Genomic DNA, 20,113 nt, shown 5'->3' with positions numbered 1-20,113 from the left:
AGTTCATCGGCAAGGTAATCAGGGTTGCGGAGCCAGAAGTCGAGCGCCTGAAGCTTCTTCTGCCCGCGCAGCACCGCCACTGCGTCCGGATGGGCTGGACACTCGCTATCCGGCTGTGGACAGTGGTCCAACAGAAACAGAATGCGCACAGCATCCTGGACCCGGCTCGCCCTCCGTGTCCGCACCTCCACGCCATCCGATGTCATACGCCCCCGCCAAGCTCGCTCACATCACCCCGGTAGACGAGTAGCACGAATCATGACTCTTGCGTAAGTGATCCAGCACAATCTGCAGTCATAGCCGGGCTGACGGCGATGCGGCGCGGCGGCCCCGGCGCCCCAAACAGAGGCACACCGGCGGGTGACCAGCACGCAGGGACCACCCGATCTGCGAGTTACTTAGCCTGCCGGGCAGGAAGCGCACTTTGCGCATACGAAACCGCGTATAGCTGGCGCTCATGGCGTAGCGGCGGCGGTTCGGCGAGAGGCCAGCCGTGCCCGCGCGGTCGGACAGTGCGCTGTTCCGGGGCCGTCCGGACTATGCGGCGGGTGTTTTGGCCAGTCCACGCCGCGCGCGGGTGCCCCGGGAGAAGGACGCACTCTCCGTCCATCCTGACGCATCCGCTCGTCGCTGATGACGCGTTCGCCGCTTTTGCAGGTGAGGCATTTGAGCCCGCCTTGACTGGGAGGCGTGCGGCGGTCAGTGACCGGCCGTGCACAAGCGATCGTCAGGTCGGCCCAGGACGGGCTTGCTCACGTCGAAGGGTGGCCTCACGCATGCAGGAGCCAGCGTGGAGTGTGCATTTCGTTTCGCGTGATGTCGTGCAGCCGGAGACTGTCGTGCAGGGGCTGCGGGGGCTGCCAGGTGGTCTCGATGCATGGCTGGATAGGGCGGGCCTGCCTGACGGGTTGCCATTCTTGCTGTCACCGCGGTGGGAGTACGACGTGGTGCTCAACTCCTACTTCCAGCGCCCGCAGTTGGTGGGCGCGCCGTGGAACAGCAATGCCAACCGAGCCCGGGCGCTGGCCGGGTTCTTGACGTTCGTGTACCGGGCGCGGGGCGGGCGGGGGTGGCGGGAGGCTACTGACGCTGATCATCTGGCGTATCACCAGTGGCGTCGGCGGGATACGGCCGGGCCGCGGGTGTCGGGTGGCACGTGGAGCCAGGACGTCTCGCACGTCAACCAGTTCTATGTGTGGGCGGCCGGGCAGGGGCAGGTGGGTGCGGTGCCGATCCCGCACCGGCCACCCAAGCTGCCGCCGTGGGGCACGCCGTCCGCCTCCCGTGCGCAGACGGTCCCGGCGACTTACGCGCATGACCGGGGCGGGGAGCGGATTGAGTGGCTGCCGCCGGCGTCGTACCGGTTGTGGCGGGACGTGGGGCTGCGCGGGTACGGGAGTGACGGGTTGCCGTCGAGGCGGTTTCGGGGGCGTTGGGCGGCGCGGAACGCGGCGTTCACCGACTTGATGGTGCGCACCGGTATGCGGCTGTCGGAGCAGGCCCACCTGACCACGGCGGAGATGCCGGTCCGGCCCGCAACGGGCGGCTATCAGCGGTTCTGGCTGCCGGGGGCGATCGCGAAGTACTTCTCCGCCCGCTGGGTCTATGTCCCGCACAGTGTGGTGCGTGAGCTGGCGGTCTACGCGGAGCTGGACCGGGCGGAAGTGGTCGGGGATGCTCGCGCGTCCGGCGTCTACCGCAGGTGGCGTCGTCCGCTGGTGATCGACGACCCGGCGCGGCCGCAGCTGGCCCGGGTCACTGGGAGCGCCACTCGGCGCACGGTGAGCGTGCGGGAGCTTGGGCCGACGGAGCGGCGCCGGCTGCTGGTGGAGAGTTTGGACGGCCTGGAGCCGGCGCTGTTCTGGCTCGGTGAGGACGGTCAGCCGCTGGCGGTGTCGACGTGGAAGAGCATCTTCACCGACGCCAACAAGCGCTGCAAGACCCGCGGGGTCGTGCTGTCGTGCCATGCCCACCTGCTGCGGCACAGCTTCGCCGTGGTGACCCTGGAGCAGCTGCAGCGCGGCCACATCGCGGCTCTCGGCGAGCTGAACGAGGCGCAGCGCGGCCACTACACGCGCATCTTCGGTGATCCGCTGGACTGGGTGCGCCGCAGGCTGGGCCACCGCTCCGTGGTGACCACGACCGTCTATCTGCACGCGCTGCAGGAGCTGGAGATGGAGACCCGCATGGCGTTGGTGCCCGATACCTGGGAAGACCCTCGCGATACGCCGCTGCAGCGGATCGGCGACGACACCCGCGCGCCGGCTGAATCGGCCGGAGACACCGGATGAGCCGGCGGGGACGGGGCAGCACCGGCCCCGGCCGGCCGGCCGCGATGCCCGTGGGGGCCTACACGCCTGCCGCCCCCGTGCAGCAAGGGGCGGACGGCACGCTGGTGGTGGCCTTCTGCGGGGACGACGGCCGCAGCAGGAGCTTCGATGTCTCCCGGCTGCCGCTGCCGGGCTGGCACCAGGTGCTGGCCGCAGCGTTCGCCGCACGGACTGGCCCGGCTGGAGGGCTGCGCACCCTCTCCGCGGCCGGCACAGGCTGGGGATCCCTGGTCCGGCTGATGCGGTTCCTCGACTCACTGCCCGAACCGCCCACGACGCCGGGCGAACTCACGCCCGCTCATGTGGCGGCCTTCCACACCCACCGGGCCGCGACCGCTCCGGCCACCGCACGCCAGGACCTCACACGGGCCCGGCTGTTGTTCAGCCTGCCCGAACTGCGACAGCACGTGTCACCGCAAGTGATCGACTACCTTCAGCGGCGCCTGCCCGCACCCCGGACGTCCCCGCCGCTGGCTGCAGGGACCCGCGCCGCGTGTCCGCCGCCGGCTGGCGGCACCAGACGGCTGACAACCGGCTACACCGACGGTGAACTGGCCCGGTTGCTGGCCGCGCTGCGGGCGGATGCCGCCAGGATCCGCGACCGGATCCGGGCCGGGGAGGACTTGCTGCGCCGCTACCAGACCGATCCGCTGGCGTTGGACGACAGGGAACGCACCGTGGGGCGGATGCTGGAGCAGATGGCCGTCACCGGCAAGGTCCCGGTACCGCCTGGTGCACGCCCCAACCCGTTCGCTCCCGAGCGGCTGCAGCTGGCCGGTCGGCTCTTCCTGACCCTGCGGGACCTGCCGCCGCTGATGCTGCTCGCCGCCGCACTGTCCGAACGCAACGGTGAGACGATCAAGGAACTGCCCATTGCGCACCGGTTGTTGGAAGGCCGGGCGGTCGATCTGGTCATCGTCAAGCGCCGACGCGGGGCGCGCCGCTGGTTGGAGACGGTCACCTGGGAGATCGGCGCCCCGGGCCGGGAACTGCACACTCCGGGCGGGTTGTACCTTCTGCTGCTGGAGTTGACCGCCCGCAGCCGCCGGCTGCGCGGCTCGCCATCGCCGCTGCTGTGGTGTGTCTGGCGCAACGGGTACGCAGCGGGGCTCAAGGTCGCCGACGACCACTGCGCGCCCTTCGAGCAGTCCCTGCGGGGAACCCCGATCCTCCCCAGCGCGTGGGCGGCCAATCGGCCGCGTCCGCTGCTGGCCGACCCGCAGCCCGGAGATTGTGCCTCGCAAGGCCCGGGTGAGGGCCTGCCGCTGCAGGTGAGTTTCAACCGGATCAAGACCAGCATGGAGGTGCGGCGCACCAAGCGGATGGGTGGCCACCTGCCCTCGGCCGCCAAGTCGAACACGATTCCGGTGCTGTTCCGCAACTACCTCAGCGGGGATCCGGTCATCACGGCGTGGGCGGAAGAGGTGCTCGGTGAGGCGCTCGTCGACGCCGAGCAGGCGGCCCGCCGGGCCCACGAGCGAGCAGCGCAGGTCCAGGGGGGAGGCCCCCGCGTTCTGCCCGGGCCGTCCGGGGCCACCGCGCTGAAGGAAGCCGGGGTCGCGCCGTCCTCGGCCCGGCAGGTTGCGGACGGCGGCTTGGACACCGGCTGGAGCGCCTGCGTCGACCACGACCACCATCCCCTCACCGGGCAGTCGTGTGAGGTCTCTTTCCTGGGCTGCTTCCACTGCGGGAATTGCCTGATCACCCGCGACCACCTGCCCCGCCTGCTCGGCCTGGTCGACGCTCTGGCCCAGCGCCGCCGCGAACTACCGCAAGAGCAGTGGTGGCAGCGCTACGGGTCCGCCTGGGCCGCCATCCGCCACGACATCCTCACCCGGTTCACCCCCGCAGAACTCGAGCAAGCCCAGGCCCACAAGCCACACGACGCAACTCTCGACCTGGTCGAGAACCCGTGGGAGACGCCATGACGACCGCGCCGCACCTCCTGCCCGCACCCTTCCCGCCCCCGTCCCTGGAGCGGGAGAGCGACCCGTTCGTCCTCAACGGCTGCCGCCTGCAACCGGAAAGCCGCCTGGAGGAGACCTCCCGGTTCAGCGACGACGTGTGGAACCTGGGGCCGGCCCTGCTCAAGAAGCATGAACGCCGGTTCATCCTGGACTTCCGCCTCATCCCGGCCACCCACCGCCAGGTCGGCAAAGAGCTCTGCTACGCGATGCTGTCCGGGCCCGTGCCTGCCGGCGAGACACGGCCGGCGGTCGCCACGATCCGCACCGCATTCACCGAACACGTCCGCTTCCTGCGCTGGGCCGCGGGCCGTGCCCCGCGTTTGGACGCCCTGGGTGGCGCGGACCTGGAGGACTACCAGCGGTATCTGATCCAGTCACTGCCCCTGGTGGGGGCCCGCCAAAGCGCCCGCGCGGGAGCCCGCAAGTTCTGGCTCTGGCGAAACTGCCTGCCCTGCGGCGCCCTACGGTTCGACCCCGCCCACATCGACGGCTGGGGCGAGACCACCACACACCGGCAGGAGAACACCACCGCCCGCATCCCCGAAGACGTCCTCGGACCGCTGTTCGTCTGGTCCATGCGGTTCATCGACGACTTCAGCGCCGACGTCCTCGCCGCAGACCGCGCATGGCGCACCCCGCCCCCACCGCATGCCAAGCCGCCCGCCTACGGCCAGGTATACGGGCTGCTGCGGGCGTGGCTGGATGAGCTCATCGCCTCCGGCCGGCCGCTGCCCGGCTGGCGGGGCAAGCCCAGTCTGACCGCGATCGCCCACGCCGTGGGATGCAGCCGGATCTCCCTGGCACGCCACCAGCACATGATCGACGAGGCGGTTGCCGTCATCGGCATCCGCCCGCAGACGGTCAGCGACCAGCCGACCTTCGGCCGGCTCGACGACCGTCCCTGGATCGAGGCGGTCCTGGCCGACTTCGCCGAACGCGACAGCCTCGCCGTCCTCGCCCGCCACCTCCAAGACGCCTGCTACGTGGTCCTGGCGTTCCTCTCCGGCGCCCGCGACAGCGAAATCAAACACCTCAAACGCGGCAGCCTGATCATCGAACGCGACGCGGACGGCACGCCCTACCGATGGAAAATGCGCAGCCTGGCCTTCAAAGCCGAACACGATCCGGCCGGCGTTCCCGCGGTCTGGAGCATCGGGGAAGCCGCCGCCCGCGCGATCACCGTCCTGGAACAGCTGCAGCCACCCGCAAGCGACTACCTCTTCGGGCCTCTCCCCCACACGCCCGGCGCCAAGCCGGACGCGGCCAACCAGGTCCTGGCCAGCGGAGCCACCAACGCCCGCCTGAACCGCTACGCCGCCTGGATCAACGACTACTGCCACCGCCACGGTCGCAGTGACGGCATTCCCGCGGTCGACGGCCGGCCCTGGCACCTGACCAACCGGCAGTTCCGGCGCACACTCGCCTGGTACATCGCCCGCCGCCCCGGCGGCGTCATCGCCGGCGCCCTCGCCTACCGCCACCACTGCATCCAAGTTTTCGAAGGTTACGCAGGCACCAGCGACTCCGGCTTCCGCGCCGAAGTCGAAAGCGAACAAGCCCTCGCCCGCGGCGAACACCTCATGGCCGCCATCGACGCCCACGAACACACCCACCTCACCGGCCCCGCCGCCGACGAAGCCACCCGCCGCCTGGAAGCCTTTGGCAGCCAGGCCCGTTTCCAAGGCAAGATCGTCCTGGACGACATCCGGCTACGGCGCCTGATGGCCCGGCATGATCCGGCCGTCTATCCCGGCCAGTACGTCACCTGCGTCCACGACCACACCAAGGCCCTCTGCGAAAAAGCCCGGAACCGGCGCAGCGAGGGCCTTCCTGATCACGGGGGCTGCAAGCCACTTGCCTGCCGCAACGTCGCCCTCACTGTCGAGAACACCGCCGCGTGGCAACGCCAAATCAACCGCATCAACCAACGGCTCGCCACCCGCCCGCCCCTGCCACCGCTGCTGCGGCACAGGCTTGAGGCCCGCCGCGACGAGATCACCGCATTCCTGAAACGGAACACCACGAAAGGGCCCACCCCGTGACTCGGCCCGCCGACATCCCCACCCAGGCCCGCGCCCGCCAGGCCACGGACCAATACCTGAGCCAGTGCAAGGACAACGGCAAACGCCCCAGCGTCCTCGCCCTCGCCACCAGGCTCGGCCTGTCCAACACCACCTTCCGCCGCCACTTCCCCGAACTAACCAAGGAAATCTCAGCCCTTCGCAGCAGCCCGTCCTCACCGGCGGGCGACGAAGCACGGCCCAGTACCCACAACGTCCTCATCGCCAGAAACGCCAAACTCCGCCGAGCCAACCGGGCCCTGACCGAAAACCTCCGCTACGCAGCAGCCCACATCCAGCGACTCGCACTCGACAACGCCCGCCTCCGCGAGGCCCTGGAATCCAGCCACAACATCACCCACATCAACCAACCAGACCGAAGCCGACGGCCCTGAGCCCTGCCCCACCAACCCGCCGTAGCCCCAACAGCCTCGAAGCGGTCAACGGTCAACCCACAACCACCACCACAACATCGCTCTGGCTGTGGCCACCCGCACCATCTGCGCGGCCGTGCTGCGTGCGAAAGGGACCCGCAGCGTGGACGCGGCGCAGTTGCTGGCGCAGATGGTGGTTCCGGCGCCGATGCGGCCCGGCTGGGCCGAGGCGCTGGCGATGGAACACTCGGTGGTGCCCTACGAGCGGCTGCTGAGCGTGGATGCCCGACTGGAGGGCGCAGCGGCGCGGCCGGTGATCACCCCGCAGACCATCGTGGTCGACCAGGGCAATGTGTTCGTCTCGTCCTCGTTCATCGCCGCCTGCGAGTCGCTGGGCATTTCCGTGCAGCCCGCGCCGCCGGGCAACGGGCCGGCCAAGGGGCATGTGGAGCGCACCTTCTCCTCGATCAACACGCTGTTCGTGCAGCATGTGGCCGCCTATACGGCTTCGCACACCGGCGAGCGCGGGAAGGACGCCGAAGGCGAGGCGGTGTGGACGCTGGCCCAGCTGGCCGAGATGTTCCAGGAGTGGATCATCTGCGGGTGGCAGGAACGTGAGCACGATGGGTTGCGGCACCCGATGATGCCCCGCTGCGCGCTGTCGCCGAACGAGATGTGGGCGGCGCTGGTCGCCGTGTGCGGGTACATCCCGGTGCCGCTGGGTCGCGAAGACTACATCGAGCTGATGCCTGTCAAGCGGCAGAAGATCAACGACTACGGCATCCGCATCGACTACCGCACCTACGACCACAAGGTCCTCAACCCCTACCGCGGCGAGCGCTCGCCGGCGGCGGACGGCCTGTGGGAGATCCACTACAACCCGCACGCTCCCGGCCAGGCATGGGTACGCCTGCCGAAGTCTGACCAGGCGGATATGCGTGGGAGGCGGTGCCGTGGATCCACCACACCCTGGTCAGTGCCCCGTTCACCGACTTCACCTGGCAGCACATCAAGCGCACCGTCGCCCGCCGCGCAGACCGCGCCCAGCACGAACATGACCTGGCGCTCGCCCTGCGCGAGCTGCTGGAACGCGCCGCCGCCGGACATGGCACCCGCCGGGAGAAGGTCATCGCCGCCCGCGCCCGCGCCACAACCGAGGGTGCGGTGTGGGGGATCTTGTTCGGCCAGCAGCCGGAGGCGGAAGCCGATGAGCCCGGGGAGGACGTTCTGTCAGCGGCCTGTCCGGAATCCCCACGTACGGCCAGTTGAGATGTCACTCTCGGTTTCGGATTGACCGGTTCCTGATGTGGCCGGTCACGTACAGGTGGACGAGATAGGCTGCCGGCCAGGTCTGTACCGGGCACAGGCGATCAACTGTCTGCGCAGGCGTCTTGGCCGACGAGTTGTGCCACGCGCTCCATGCAGCGCATCCGGGCAGGAGAGAAGTCGTAGGGCATCTTGGTGATCGCCTCCGAGGCGCCCATCTGCGTGTCCTCCTCCTCTGCCAGGTCGGCGTCGTAGGTCTCGAAGAGCTCGTCATCGGCCGTGTCCAGCCCGGCTGCCGTGATGGCCTGTACGAGAGCCATGTGGTGGGTGTATCGCTGTACGGCGATTTCCTCGACGCGCGGCGACGCCGTCGTCGAGGGCGGCCTCAGCCTCGTCGAGACGGTCCTCCTCGGCCCGTAGGTCGGGATGGGTGGCCAGCACGATGTACACGCTGGCCTGTAGTGCGGAGCCGAGCGGACCGAAGATCCGTTCCGTGACCAGCAGGGCCTCCATGTCGGAGGCGCGCAATGCGCCAGGGGGCAGGTGGCTGAGCCGATCCGTCACCAGCTCGGAGAGCAGGCCCTGCGGGCTGCCCACAGCCCGCAGGCGCCCGACGGCCGCGCGCTGACTTTTGATGTCGGCCTCCTGGGCAGCCAGGGATTCCTCCAGCCGGCCCAGAGTCTCCTCGATGTCCCCGGGTTCGTCGAAGGCAGCTCGCATGTCTTCCAGACTGATGCCGACCTCCGCCATTCTGCGGATCCACAACAGGCGGATCATGTCGTCGTAGCCGTAGCGGCGGCGGCCGTCTCCACCGCGCTCGGGTTCCGGACAGACCGATCTGGTGGTAGTGGCGGATAGCGCGTGGGGTGGTCCCGGCGAAGGCGGCAGCATCGCCGATCTTGACCTGGCGGGGCGGTGTGACAGAGGGGTACATCGCAGACGGAGCCTTTCGTGCTGTGGTGCCTCGACGACACCACATGCCGCTACGGCAGGTGCAACAACACACCATCCGGGCGGCGCAACCGCCGCAGCCACCACCGCCGCACGGGACACCACTCTCAGCCGCAGCGCAGCAGCACAAGCCGGCCGAGCAGCCCTCGCTCCCCTACCAGGTTTCCGCACCGGCGACGCCCTCGCCTCCACCATCCTCACGGCAGCCGCACCCGACCGCATGGCTATCTACGACCGGCGAGCCCACAGCGCCCTCCACACCCTCGGCATCCCCCTCAGCCACGCACCCGGCCGCTACAGCCGCTACATCGAAACGATCGACCAACTCCTGGCCGCCGCCCCAACCCCCATCCACAACTGGACCCCACACGACATGGACACCGCCCTCTACTGGCTCAACCACCCCACCAACACCACGACGAGCGCAAAGGAACACTCAACGAACCTGATCAACATGCAATGAAACTGACCACAGCTGACCAACACTCATCCCACCTGACAAAGCACCAGCTCAACACGCAGCCCAAGCCCTCGTTCCCTCCATCACCGAGCCGTAACAACCCAGCCTGAAGCGCTACCACCACCAAGCACCAAACTGATCAGCCCAGGCCAACCCGATGACCCACCGATCAGAAAGACCGCTCCTGGACAGAGCCGCTCTGGCCGAACTGGGCGTGGAATGGGCCTGAGCCCGATCAGTTCGGAGGTCGGTCCACGGGATACCGGCAGACCGTAATCCGGCGGCCGAGCTGTTCGAGGAACTCCTGCAAGCTGGACGCGGTGACCTCGAAGTCGTCAAACCAGGAGGCCGTAGTGGACTTCCAGACTTGTCCGCTGGCTCCGATCACGAACAGATGGCCCCCGCCGTCGCTGGCGAAGACCAGCGTGATCGGTTCGCCGTCGATCGGAGCGGGGCCGTACTCACGGAAGTACTCCGCCGCCGTCGCAGGTGAGTGGATGAAGTACCCGCTGTCGACGTCGGGGCAGCGAGGCCTCGCTGATCACCCAGCAGAGCATGGTGGGCCGTTCGCGGGTGGGGCAGTGCTCGGGCTTTGACAGAACTCAAACAGCCGTTTCCCATCACGTGGAGATCATTACCCGGCTGCGTGCGTAGCGCAATCGTGTAGGCCTCCGGCTCTCCGAAGCAGTGCCGCTCCGTCGGCCTGATCGGATGCAGCGTCATGGGTTTTCTCGTTACTCCACAGCGCGGCCGATGAGTTTGTGGCTCCCGGCCGGTCCAAGCTCGTGACACCCTGGGAAAGGACACCGCCATGTCGGAGCTTCTCGTCGACTTCATCACCTCCCTCGACGGCCACGCATCGGGAGAGGGCTGGCCCGGGTTCTGGGGCCTCGAGGGCCCGGAGTACCTCGCATGGCTCGGCGAGCAGCCCGGGGCCACCTACCTGATGGGAGCGAACACCTACCGCCTGATGTCGGGCTTCGCCGCAGGCGAGGTCCCGAATGGCCAAGACGAGTTCAGGCCCGAGGAAGAGGCGTCCGTCGACGAGCTCACGCAAGCGTCCAAGGTGGTGTTCTCCTCCTCACTCGAGGAGCCACTGACGTGGGCCAACTCCACGCTCGTCCGCGACGACGCCGTCGAGGCGGTCCGCGCCATGAAGTCGAGTGGCTCGGGGCTCCTCAGCACGATCGGCAGCCTCAGCCTGTGCCGGTCCCTGCTACGAGCCGGACTCGTCGACCGCTTCCGGGTCGTGATGTTCCCGGTGATCACCGGGGCCACGGGCGAAGAACGCATCTACGACGGCTATCCGGACATTGCCCTCGAGATGATCGAGCACCGCACCTTCGACGGCCGCATCCAGCTGGTCGAGTACAAGCCCCGCGTGCTCGAGCACCCCCCGCTCGGCGTCCCCGCATGACATCGCCCCGTCCGCCGGTCTGGACGGCCGCCAGGCCGGCGCCGGCGGCTTCGGTCGCTGGACCCTCACACGCGCTCTTCACTCCCCACATTCCCCACATGCTTCACGACGCAACGAAGTGGAGGGCAGAGCGTTCCCGGCCGATTTCAGGGCTCTGTCCGCAGTTCCGTGAATCCCCAGGTCAGGGATGGGAACGGGGGATCGTTTCAGCAGGGTGTTTCCTGCCATGGCGAGCAAGACGGTCGAGCATGTGCTGTTTCCCGGGATCGATGTGCGAGTGGAGCGTGTCAGCGACTCCTCCGGCAGCCTGGTGGTGGAGGCGGTATCCACCGCACGCCCGGGCCGCTGCCCGGACTGCCGGAAGCAGGCGCGACGCGTGCACAGCTCATACCAACGCACCCTGACAGAAAGGCCGTTGGGCTCCCACCATGTCATGGTTCGACTCCGGGTGCACCGGTACTTCTGCGACCGCAAGAGCTGTTCCCGCAGGACGTTCGTCCAGCAGGTCGGCGGTCTGACCGAGCGGCACCGCCGGTCGAGCGTCGGCCTGACGGACTGGCTGCGGGCGACCGCAGTCGAACTGGGCGGCCGTCCGGCCGCGCGGCTGTGCCACCGTCTGCGGCTGGCCGCGGGCCGGACCCGGCTCCTGCGGCTGCTCAAGGCGCCGGCGGTGCCGGACCGCGCCCCGCAGGTGCTGGGAGTGGACGAGTTCGCCTTCCGCAAGGGCTGCACCTACGGCACCGTGCTGGTCGACGTCGAAGCCGGCCGGGTCGTGGACGTGCTGCCCGACCGCACCTCGGAGACGTTCGCGGCCTGGCTGGCCGGGCATCCCGGCGCCGAGATCATCTGCCGTGACCGGGCCACCGCCTACACCAAGGCCGTCAAGGAGGCCGCCCCGGACGCCCTGGGTCGCGGACCGCTGGCACCTGCTGCAGAACCTGTCCGCCGCGGTGGAGAAGACCTGCCACCAGCACCGCAACTGCCTGCGCAAACACACCGAAGAGGAGGTGGCGAAGACGGCGACCGACGTGCCGGAGCCGCAACCGATGCTGTTACCGCCCGCCGAGCTGCCCCGCACGCAGATCATCGAACGCACCCGCCACCGCTACGAGGACGTCCACCGACTGCTGGAGAAAGGCTGGACGATCAGCGCCATCGCCCGCAGGCTGAACCTCGACCGCAAGACCGTGCGCCGCTTCCGCGACACCGACCTCGACCAGCTGCTGCCCTCCGCCCGCGACCGTCGCCCGAACGGCGTTCTGGAACCCTTCAAGGCATACTTCAACGCCCGCTTCACCGAAGCACAGGGCCAGGCCAGCGGCACCCGCCTCTTCCTGGAGATCCGCGAACGCGGCTACCTCGGCAGCCGCCAGGTCGTCCGCAAACACCTCGCCGCCCTGCGCGCGGGCACCGCCGAACCGGTCCGGGCCGACATCCCCAGCCCCCGGAAGATCACCTCCTGGATCATGCGGCCCCGCGACACGCTCACCGAGAGCCAGGAGGAGCGGCTGCTTCAGATCCGACTCGCCTGCCCGGACATCACCCGGGCCCGCGACCTCGCCCGAGCCTTCGCCGATCTCGTGCGTCACCAGCGCGGATACCTGCTGCCGCAGTGGATCCGCCAGGCCGAGCAGGACGCGCCGAAGCCGATGAGCGGATTCGCCGGCTTCCTCCGCAGGGACCTCGACGCCGTCACCGCCGGCCTCAATGGCCGGGCCTCATTCGAACTCCTCCGGACCCGCATCCTCACCCAGCCATGACCTTCACGGAACTGCGGACAGAGCCCTGAAAACGACCAGTGCTGCTCGTCGTTCCCCAGTGCACTGCCCTTGGCCTGCACCGGGCCGTCGGCGGCCCGGACGATCGCCAGGATCTTGCGGTAGTCGCCGGGCAGGGCGGTCTCATCGGGAGTCTCGCTGCGGTGCGGGACCAGCAGCGCCGCCCACGGCGGCCTCCGCCGCGGCCCGGTCCTGCTCGGGCCAGCCGGACCAGGACCCGCTCGGCGAGCGCGTCCAGTTCACTGCGGCGAGCCGTGATCCGCTCCAGCTACGGAGATCAGTGCAGTCCGCATCGACCCGGCCTTCCGCCGGCAGGGCATGGCCGCCCGCCTGGTACTGGCGGTGGCCCCCGGCGTCCGTGCCCGCGACGAGAGGCCCTTCCCGCACACCTCCGCGCGCAACACCAACGCCATCCGACTGTGCGAGTCGCCGGGCCTTCGGCTGCGCCGCCGCACGGCGTTCCTCGCGGCGCGGGTGCCGGAGACAGTGCGGCAGCAGTAACGCAGATGTGCGAACGAGCGGTGGCCGATCGCCCCCGCGGCTGGACGTACACTCCACACATGGGTCGCACATGCGCAGTGAGGGAGTGCCTGTTCCAGGCCGCTCATGCCGTATGCCCGTCCGCCGTGTGCGCGACGGCCGTCGACCCGGTGAACGCGTCGGCGATCTACTGTCGCGCGTTGCACGGCCACGGCTAGCGATTCCAGGTAATTCTCGGCATTTCCGAGATCATTCCGCCCCTGCGAGCGGACCACTTTCTGCGCGGCAGCCCCTCCCCGCCTCTCTAACCGTACGGCGACGGCCCTCGACATAATTTCCTGCTTTGTCATCCCTTGGCGCCCTGGCGCCGCTTGCGCGCCGACCGCCGGACGACCGGCAGCCGGTGCATCTTCGAGAGGACCCTTGTGAAGTTGAGCGAGCTGCTCGCCGGGCACGATCATCAAGTCATCGAGGGCGATCCGGATACGAGGATCACCGGAGGCACCGGCTTCGACGCCCACCGCGCCGCTCCGGGATCCCTGTTCATCGCGGTGCCCGGCCATCGCGGGGGCGGCCCCGAGTCCGTCGGACCGGCTCTCGCACGCGGCGCGGTGGCGATACTCATCGACTCCGCGACGGCGCACCTTCCGGTCGCGACCTGGGCGTCGGCAGCTGGTGTATGCGTCGTAGCCGTCGCGGACACGCGCAAGGCGGCAGCGGTCGTCGCCTCCCGCTACCACGGGGAGCCAGGCCGGCAGATGAAGATGGTGGCCGTCACGGGCACCAACGGGAAGACGTCGGTTTCCTCCATGGTGGAGTCGGTGCTGAGGATCGCCGAGCACGCCAGGGTGGGTGTCATCGGGACGGGCGGCAGCCGGATCGGCGACGAACTGATCCCGATGCCGAGGTCGGTACTGACCACACCGGAGTCGCCGGACTTCCAGTATCTGCTGGGGTGCATGCGCGACCGTGGTGTCGGCACCGTGGCGCTCGAAGCCACGTCGATGGGCCTGCTGACCCACCGCCTCGACCACTCGTTCATCGATGTAGGGGTGTTCACCAACCTGACGCAGGATCATCTGGACGACCACGGAACCATGGAAAACTACCGGGACGCCAAACTGCGTCTGTTCCAGGGGCTGTGCCGGCGTGCGGTGGTCAACGCCGACGACCCGGTCGGAGCCCGCATCGGGGCCATGATGCCCGGCGCGGTCGTCACGTACGGCATCGACGCGGAGGCGGACTACCGGGCGACCGACCTCACCATGGACGCCGTCGGCACCCGCTTCACCCTGCACCACGCCGGCCACAAGTATCCGGCGGCGATCCCCGTGCCCGGACGGTTCTCCGTCTCCAACGCACTTGCCACTGTCGCAGCCTGCCACCTCATCGGGCACAATCTGGCCGGACTGGTCGCCGCACTCGAGCAGATGCCCCCGATCCGGGGAAGGTTCGAACGCTACGAGACCCCGGACGGCACGTCCGTCATCGTGGACTATGCGCACTCCCCGGACTCACTGGAGAAGGTGCTGACCACCATCCGCGGCTTCGCCTCTGGCCGGGTCGTCACGGTCTTCGGCTGCGGCGGGGACCGGGACGTCACCAAGCGCGCCCGGATGGGGGAGATCGCCGGCACCTACTCCGATCTGTGCGTTCTCACTTCGGACAATCCCCGGAACGAAGACCCCCGGACGATCATGGATCAGATCGTCCCGGGCCTGCTCGCGAGCGGCACCACTTTCGAACGGTTCGCCGACCGCCGCCGCGCCATCTCCTTCGCCCTGTCCGCCGCAGGGCACGGCGACGTCATCCTGATCGCGGGCAAAGGCAGCGAGCCCTACCAGATCGTCAACGAGGAACTGCTGCCGTTCAGCGACATGGCGACGGTACGCGAACTCGCCACACGGTAGGCGTACCGGCCTTCTTGACGCCCGGCGCTGGTTGCGGTGCCGGGCACGAGGACGTGCAGCTGCTCCAGACGCCGACCTGCTGGCTGATGCGCAATGGCAGGTCCGCGGCCCTGGCCGAAGCGAAGGTGGTCGGTCCGGCACATCGTCGGCCTCCAGCGCCGTCGGAGACCCGCTGCCCGCTACACACGAGACCTTGGGGCCCCGCGGCTACCTCGAGGACGTGCGGGCCGCCCTCATTTCCGTCGGCGTGGACGCGGGTGGCGCTGATCGGGACGGGCTGGGGTCGGCCCGTCCAGCCACTCCATGCCACAGCTCGGTGCGTTCAGCACCCCGCACCAGACCAATCGCCCACCTCAAGAACTGGCGCGTGCTCCTGGTGATCAGAGCGACAAGAGCCGTGTAACGAGAGATCGTTACGCACGGTGTGCGCCGTGAGGCGCTTTGTTGTATCCCCGACGCAGTCGGGAGGAACTTGGAGGGAGGTTCTTGGGTCACCCGGCTTACCTGAGCGCGAAAGCGGGAGGGGACCACAGCATGCCGGGAAAGCGGTGGACGTTCCGGAGGCGTTCAGGACGTCGTGCCGCAAGGCCCGCACGATATGGCCAAGGCTGAATTGCTTGAAGCCTAATTCCCAGAGTGAAAGTGACGCTCCGTCGGAATGACGCCTGTAACCGATGCCGATGCCATGTCTGGGCGTGAACCGTGAGTCCGGGCAACCTCCATGGCGTTGGGCGCCGCCCAGCGAGGGCGGTCAAGGGAATGAGTGGGCGGCCTAAGTCGTGCTCGATACGTACAGCGAAGACGTACCACGGGATCGCCTACGGGGCGCGAGCCCTATGGCGACGGAGTGCCTGTAGTAGTCGCCGGAGTAACGACCGGCCGCGAAGTCCGGGAAAGCCGGAATGAGGGCGAAGGGGCACAGGTAATCATGATGTTCAGACGGGGAGGGATGCGAAATTGCAGAGTGCTGAAACCGTGCTGGGCGTCATCCGGGAACGTGGCAGGCGTGGCCTTCCGCTGGAAAGGCTGTACCGGCAGCTGTTCAACAGGGAGTTGTTCCTGCTGGCCTACGGGCGCATCTACGCCAACAAGGGTGCGATGACGCCCGGGGTCACCCAGGAGACCGTGGACGGCATGTCCCTGGCCAAGATTGACAGGATCATCGCGACTCTGCGTGCGGAGTCCTATCGGTGGTCTCCGGCCAGAAGGGTGTATATCCCCAAGAAGAACGGGAAGAAGCGCCCTTTGGGAATGCCTCCGTGGTCGGACAAGCTGGTCGCGGAAGTAGTGCGCATGCTCCTTGAAGCGTACTACGACGTTCAGTTCTCCGACCGCTCACACGGCTTCCGCCCCAAGCGGGGTTGCCACACCGCTCTCGATGAGGTGGTGTCGGTATGGAAGGGAACACATTGGATGATCGAGGGGGACATCTCCGACTGCTTCGGGAGTCTTGACCATTCAGTCATGCTCTCGATTCTGACGGAGAAGATCCACGATGGCCGGTTCCTCCAGCTGATCGAACGGATGCTCAAGGCAGGGTATTTGGAGGACTGGCGGTGGAACGACACGCTCAGCGGGGCACCGCAGGGCGGCGTTGCGTCACCGATCCTTTCCAACATTTATCTCGACCGGTTCGATCAGTTCGTTGAACAGCAGCTGATTCCGGATTACACCCGAGGTAGGAGACGACGCACCTACCGTGCGTATGAGATTGTCGAGAACCAGATCGTGAGGGCCAGGCGACACGGCGATCGGGAGGCGATGCGGGCGCTGCGACGCGAACGCCGTTCCCTGCCGAGTCAAGACCCCAACGATCCAGGCTATCGACGTCTTCGATACGTGCGGTATTGCGACGACTTCCTACTCGGGTTCGCCGGTCCCAAGCGTGAGGCCGCGGAGATCAAGGAAAGGATCAGGGTGTTCCTGCATGACGAGCTCAAGCTGGAACTGTCCGGGTCCAAAACTCTGATCACGCACGCTGCCAGCCAGGCAGCGCGCTTCCTCGGCTACGAGATCAGGGCGCAGCATTCCGATACGAAGATCACCCGGAACCGCCGGTCGGTCAACGGTGCTATCGGTTTGTTCGTTCCCAGGGACGTGATCCGGGACAGATGCGCCCGCTACATGAGTAGGGGAAAACCCGCTATGCGGGGCCCGTTGCTCCACGACGAGGATTTCACGATCGTCGCGAAGTATGGCTCCGAGTATCGCGGTTTCGTTCAGTACTACCTTCTCGCCCAGGACGTTTCACGCCTGGGCCCGTTGCGCTGGGTCATGGAGACGTCGATGCTCAAGACCCTGGCCAGTAAGCACAAGTCGACCGTCATGAAGATGGCCCGCAGATACAAGGCGACCATCAGCACTCCTGACGGCCGGCGGACATGCTTCCAGGTCACGGTGCGGCGTGAAAAAGGGAAGAAACCGCTGATCGCTCGCTTCGGCGAGATCTCACTCAAACGGCAGCGAAAAGCCGTCATCACCGACCGCCAGCCCGTCATGGCCACTGCTCGGCGCAACGAGTTGATTCACCGACTCCTGGCCGGTCAGTGCGAGATGTGCGAGGGGCGAGATGGACTGCAAGTCCACCACGTCCGCAAACTCGCCGATCTTAACAAACCGGGACGGGCGGAACGGCCGTCGTGGGTACGTCTGATGGCCATGCGTAAACGGAAAACCCTTGTGGTTTGCGAGCGTTGTCATCAGGATATCCACGCGGGACGGAGTACAGCAGCTACTCGGAAATGACTACTGGAGAGCCGTGTGCGGGGAAATCGTGCGCCGTTTCACTCGGCGCTGGATCGCCCCCGCAGGGGGCCGAGGTTCGGAAGGAGGTGACCTTGGGGCCACCCGCCTTACCTGGACGCGAAAGCGCGAGGGGACAACAGCATGGCGGGAAAGCGTGGAGCATCGAGAAGGCGTCGAAGGCGCTGCCGCGCAAGGCCCGCGTGATACGGCGAAGGCCACACTGCTTGAAGCCCAGTCACCAGCGGTGGAAGACGCACACCCTGCGACACGACGCCTGAGGTCGCAGCCGTCGGCATCGGACGGTCCTGACTTTTGCCGTCTCAACCCTTCCGGCCGGCGGGCGGCGGACAGTGAGTTCGCTCAAGGGGACGGACCGGGCCGCCTACGTCACGCTCGATACGTCCAGCGCAAGAGGAATACGGGATGGCCTACGGGGCGCGAGCCCTATGGCTACGGAGGGGTCGTAGTAGTCGTCGGAGTAACGCCCGACCAGGGAGGACGGGAAAGCCGTCTACACGGGCGAAGGACCCCAGGTGTCAACAGATCTTCACGATGGCGAGGTATGCGAAATGCAGAGCGCCGAAGCCCTTCTGGGGATCATCCGTGAACGCGGCAGGCGAGGTCTGCCGCTGGAACGTCTCTACCGATGCTTGTTCAACCGGGAGTTGTACCTGCTCGCCTACGGGCGGATCTACCGCAACGACGGTGCGATGACGCCCGGCGTCACGGCCGAGACCGTGGACGGCATGCGCCTGGAGAAGATCCAGGCGATCATCGATGCGCTCCGCAGTGAGCGTTATCGCTGGTCACCGACGCGCCGCGTCTACATCGAGAAGAAGGGAAGGACGAAGAGTCGGCGCGGTTTGGGTCTGCCGACGTGGTCGGACAAGCTGCTGCAAGAGGTGATGCGCCTGTTGCTTGAGGCGTATTACGAGCCGCAGTTCTCCGATCACTCCCACGGATTTCGGCCCGGCCGGGGCTGTCACACCGCCCTGCAATCGATCTATCCCGGCTGGCGGGGCAGTACATGGTTCGTCGAGGGGGACATCAAAGCCTGTTTCGACAGTCTGGACCATGAGGTCCTGCTGTCGATCCTGGCGGAGAAGATCCACGACAACCGTTTCTTACGGTTGACCGGCGGACTGCTCCGGGCCGGGTATCTGGAACAGTGGCGCTATCACGCGACGTTGAGCGGTTCGCCGCAAGGCGGCGTGATCTCGCCGATCCTGTCCAACATCTACCTGGACCGGCTGGACAAGTACATCGAGACGAACCTGCTGCCCGCTTACAACCGGGGAGCCCGGCGCACGCCGTATCGTCCATACATGCGGCTGTGGCAGCGCGCCTTCCGTCTGGAACAGCAAGGGGAGTTGGAGGCGGGTCGGGCTCTGCGCAGGCAGATGAAGACCATGCCCTCCCGCGATCCTGATGATCCGGGCTACCGTCGGCTGAACTACTGCCGTTACGCGGACGACTGGCTGCTCGGGTTCACCGGACCGAAGCGGGAAGCCGAGGAGATCAAGGCCGACATCGGCCGGTTCCTGCACGACGAGCTCAAGCTGGAGCTGTCCGAGGAGAAGACCCTGATCACGCACGGGCGGACGAGTGCCGCCCGGTTCCTCGGCTACGAGATCGTGGTCTTGGACAACGACACCAAGCACGACCAGCGCGGTCACCGCAGCATCAACGCGCAGATCGGGCTGAAAGTGCCTGCTGACGTTATCCGCGCCAAGTGCCGTCTCTACATGCACCATGGCCGACCGATCCGGCGGACCGAACGCACGGTCAACAGCGACTTCTCCATCGTCGCCCAGTACCAGGCCGAGTTCCGTGGGATCGCCGGTTACTACCAGCTCGCCTTCAACCTCCACCGCTTAGGGCGGCTGAAGTACGTGATGCAGCGCTCCCTGGTCAAGACGCTCGCGCGGAAGTACCGCGTCCGTGTCTCCAGGATCTACCGGCGCTACAGTACCGTGCTGAAGACCGACCAGGGTCCCCGCCGGGGACTCCAGGTCACCGTCGAACGCGGCGAAGGACGACAGCCGTTGGTGGCGCAGTGGGGCGGAGTCTCGCTGAAGCGCAAGATCAGGATCGGCAGCCTCGACGATCACCCGACGCAGGTGTGGAACAGCGCGCGCAACGAAGTGGTCAAGCGCCTGCTCGCCGACACCTGCGAGATGTGCGGGTCCCATGACGAATGTCGAAGTGCACCACATCCGGCACCTCAAAGACCTGAATGTCCGGGGGCGGGCCGCCAAGCCCGCCTGGGCCCAGATGATGGCCGCGCGCCGTCGGAAGACCCTGGTCGTCTGCCGCGTCTGCCACGAGGACATCCACTACGGTGCGAGTCGCTCGCGGCAGAACTCATGAGAAGA

Annotated in this window: 10 protein-coding genes and 3 pseudogenes; 12 read left to right on the top strand and 1 reads right to left on the bottom strand. The window is 67.5% G+C overall.

The genetic code is table 11. The features are described from left to right. The first annotated feature begins 917 nt into the window (after positions 1–917). The 5 genes from AS97_RS46395 (at position 918) to AS97_RS46375 (ending at position 8,025) form a co-directional block, all read left to right on the top strand. Complete coding sequence (locus AS97_RS46395; RefSeq protein ID WP_210567089.1) at positions 918–2,291, top strand: site-specific integrase; 1,374 nt, start codon at positions 918–920, stop codon at positions 2,289–2,291. Further along, entirely contained in the window at positions 2,288–4,258 is a 1,971-nt protein-coding gene (locus AS97_RS46390) for a hypothetical protein (protein WP_210567088.1), read from the top strand. The genes AS97_RS46395 and AS97_RS46390 overlap by 4 nt, the downstream gene beginning before the upstream one ends. Continuing rightward, entirely contained in the window at positions 4,255–6,339 is a 2,085-nt protein-coding gene (locus AS97_RS46385; protein ID WP_210567087.1) for a hypothetical protein, read from the top strand. Before AS97_RS46390 ends, AS97_RS46385 begins: the two co-directional genes overlap by 4 nt. Then, a complete protein-coding gene (locus AS97_RS46380) occupies positions 6,336–6,752 on the top strand; it encodes a hypothetical protein (protein ID WP_210567086.1) in 417 nt (138 codons plus the stop codon). Before AS97_RS46385 ends, AS97_RS46380 begins: the two co-directional genes overlap by 4 nt. An 88-nt stretch (positions 6,753–6,840) precedes the next feature. Further along, on the top strand, positions 6,841–8,025 hold the full coding sequence (locus tag AS97_RS46375; protein WP_210567085.1) for a Mu transposase C-terminal domain-containing protein: 1,185 nt from the start codon (positions 6,841–6,843) through the stop codon (positions 8,023–8,025). A gap of 76 nt (positions 8,026–8,101) precedes the next feature. Here AS97_RS46375 and AS97_RS46370 read toward each other — a convergent pair. Next, positions 8,102–8,931: pseudogene (locus AS97_RS46370) on the bottom strand (MerR family transcriptional regulator). A 237-nt stretch (positions 8,932–9,168) separates the two neighbouring features. Here AS97_RS46370 and AS97_RS46365 point away from each other — a divergent pair. The 7 genes and pseudogenes from AS97_RS46365 (at position 9,169) to AS97_RS46330 (ending at position 20,108) form a co-directional block, all read left to right on the top strand. Further along, positions 9,169–9,411, top strand: a complete 243-nt coding sequence (locus AS97_RS46365) for a hypothetical protein (protein ID WP_210567084.1) — start codon at positions 9,169–9,171, stop codon at positions 9,409–9,411. 808 nt (positions 9,412–10,219) lie between these two features. Continuing rightward, on the top strand, positions 10,220–10,825 hold the full coding sequence (locus tag AS97_RS46360) for a dihydrofolate reductase family protein (protein ID WP_210567083.1): 606 nt from the start codon (positions 10,220–10,222) through the stop codon (positions 10,823–10,825). A gap of 950 nt (positions 10,826–11,775) precedes the next feature. Continuing rightward, on the top strand, positions 11,776–12,585 hold the full coding sequence (locus AS97_RS46350; protein ID WP_210567082.1) for a helix-turn-helix domain-containing protein: 810 nt from the start codon (positions 11,776–11,778) through the stop codon (positions 12,583–12,585). Between the two features lie 288 nt (positions 12,586–12,873). Continuing rightward, positions 12,874–13,104, top strand: a pseudogene (locus AS97_RS46345) (GNAT family N-acetyltransferase); the annotation flags it as partial. Between the two features lie 404 nt (positions 13,105–13,508). Continuing rightward, positions 13,509–14,993: a UDP-N-acetylmuramoyl-L-alanyl-D-glutamate--2,6-diaminopimelate ligase gene (locus AS97_RS46340; RefSeq protein WP_210567081.1), complete on the top strand. Its 1,485-nt coding sequence runs from the start codon at positions 13,509–13,511 to the stop codon at positions 14,991–14,993. 957 nt (positions 14,994–15,950) lie between these two features. Beyond that, entirely contained in the window at positions 15,951–17,738 is a 1,788-nt protein-coding gene (locus AS97_RS46335; protein WP_210567080.1) for a reverse transcriptase/maturase family protein, read from the top strand. A gap of 569 nt (positions 17,739–18,307) precedes the next feature. Further along, positions 18,308–20,108 (top strand): annotated as a pseudogene (locus AS97_RS46330) (reverse transcriptase domain-containing protein). Positions 20,109–20,113 lie beyond the last annotated feature (5 nt).

This window comes from Streptomyces sp. AgN23, assembly GCF_001598115.1.
Lineage (GTDB): Bacteria > Actinomycetota > Actinomycetes > Streptomycetales > Streptomycetaceae > Streptomyces > Streptomyces antimycoticus.
The sequence above is the reverse complement of the archived record's forward strand: the minus strand, read 5'-3'. Positions and strand labels throughout refer to the sequence as shown.

What these genes read in the sequence shown, in the direction of transcription:
- AS97_RS46390 (WP_210567088.1), top strand. Translation starts at nt 2,288, where the DNA reads ATGAGCCGGCGGGGACGGGGCAGCACCGGCCCCGGCCGGCCGGCCGCG.
- AS97_RS46385 (WP_210567087.1), top strand. Translation starts at nt 4,255, where the DNA reads ATGACGACCGCGCCGCACCTCCTGCCCGCACCCTTCCCGCCCCCGTCC.
- AS97_RS46365 (WP_210567084.1), top strand. Translation starts at nt 9,169, where the DNA reads ATGGCTATCTACGACCGGCGAGCCCACAGCGCCCTCCACACCCTCGGC.
- AS97_RS46360 (WP_210567083.1), top strand. Translation starts at nt 10,220, where the DNA reads ATGTCGGAGCTTCTCGTCGACTTCATCACCTCCCTCGACGGCCACGCA.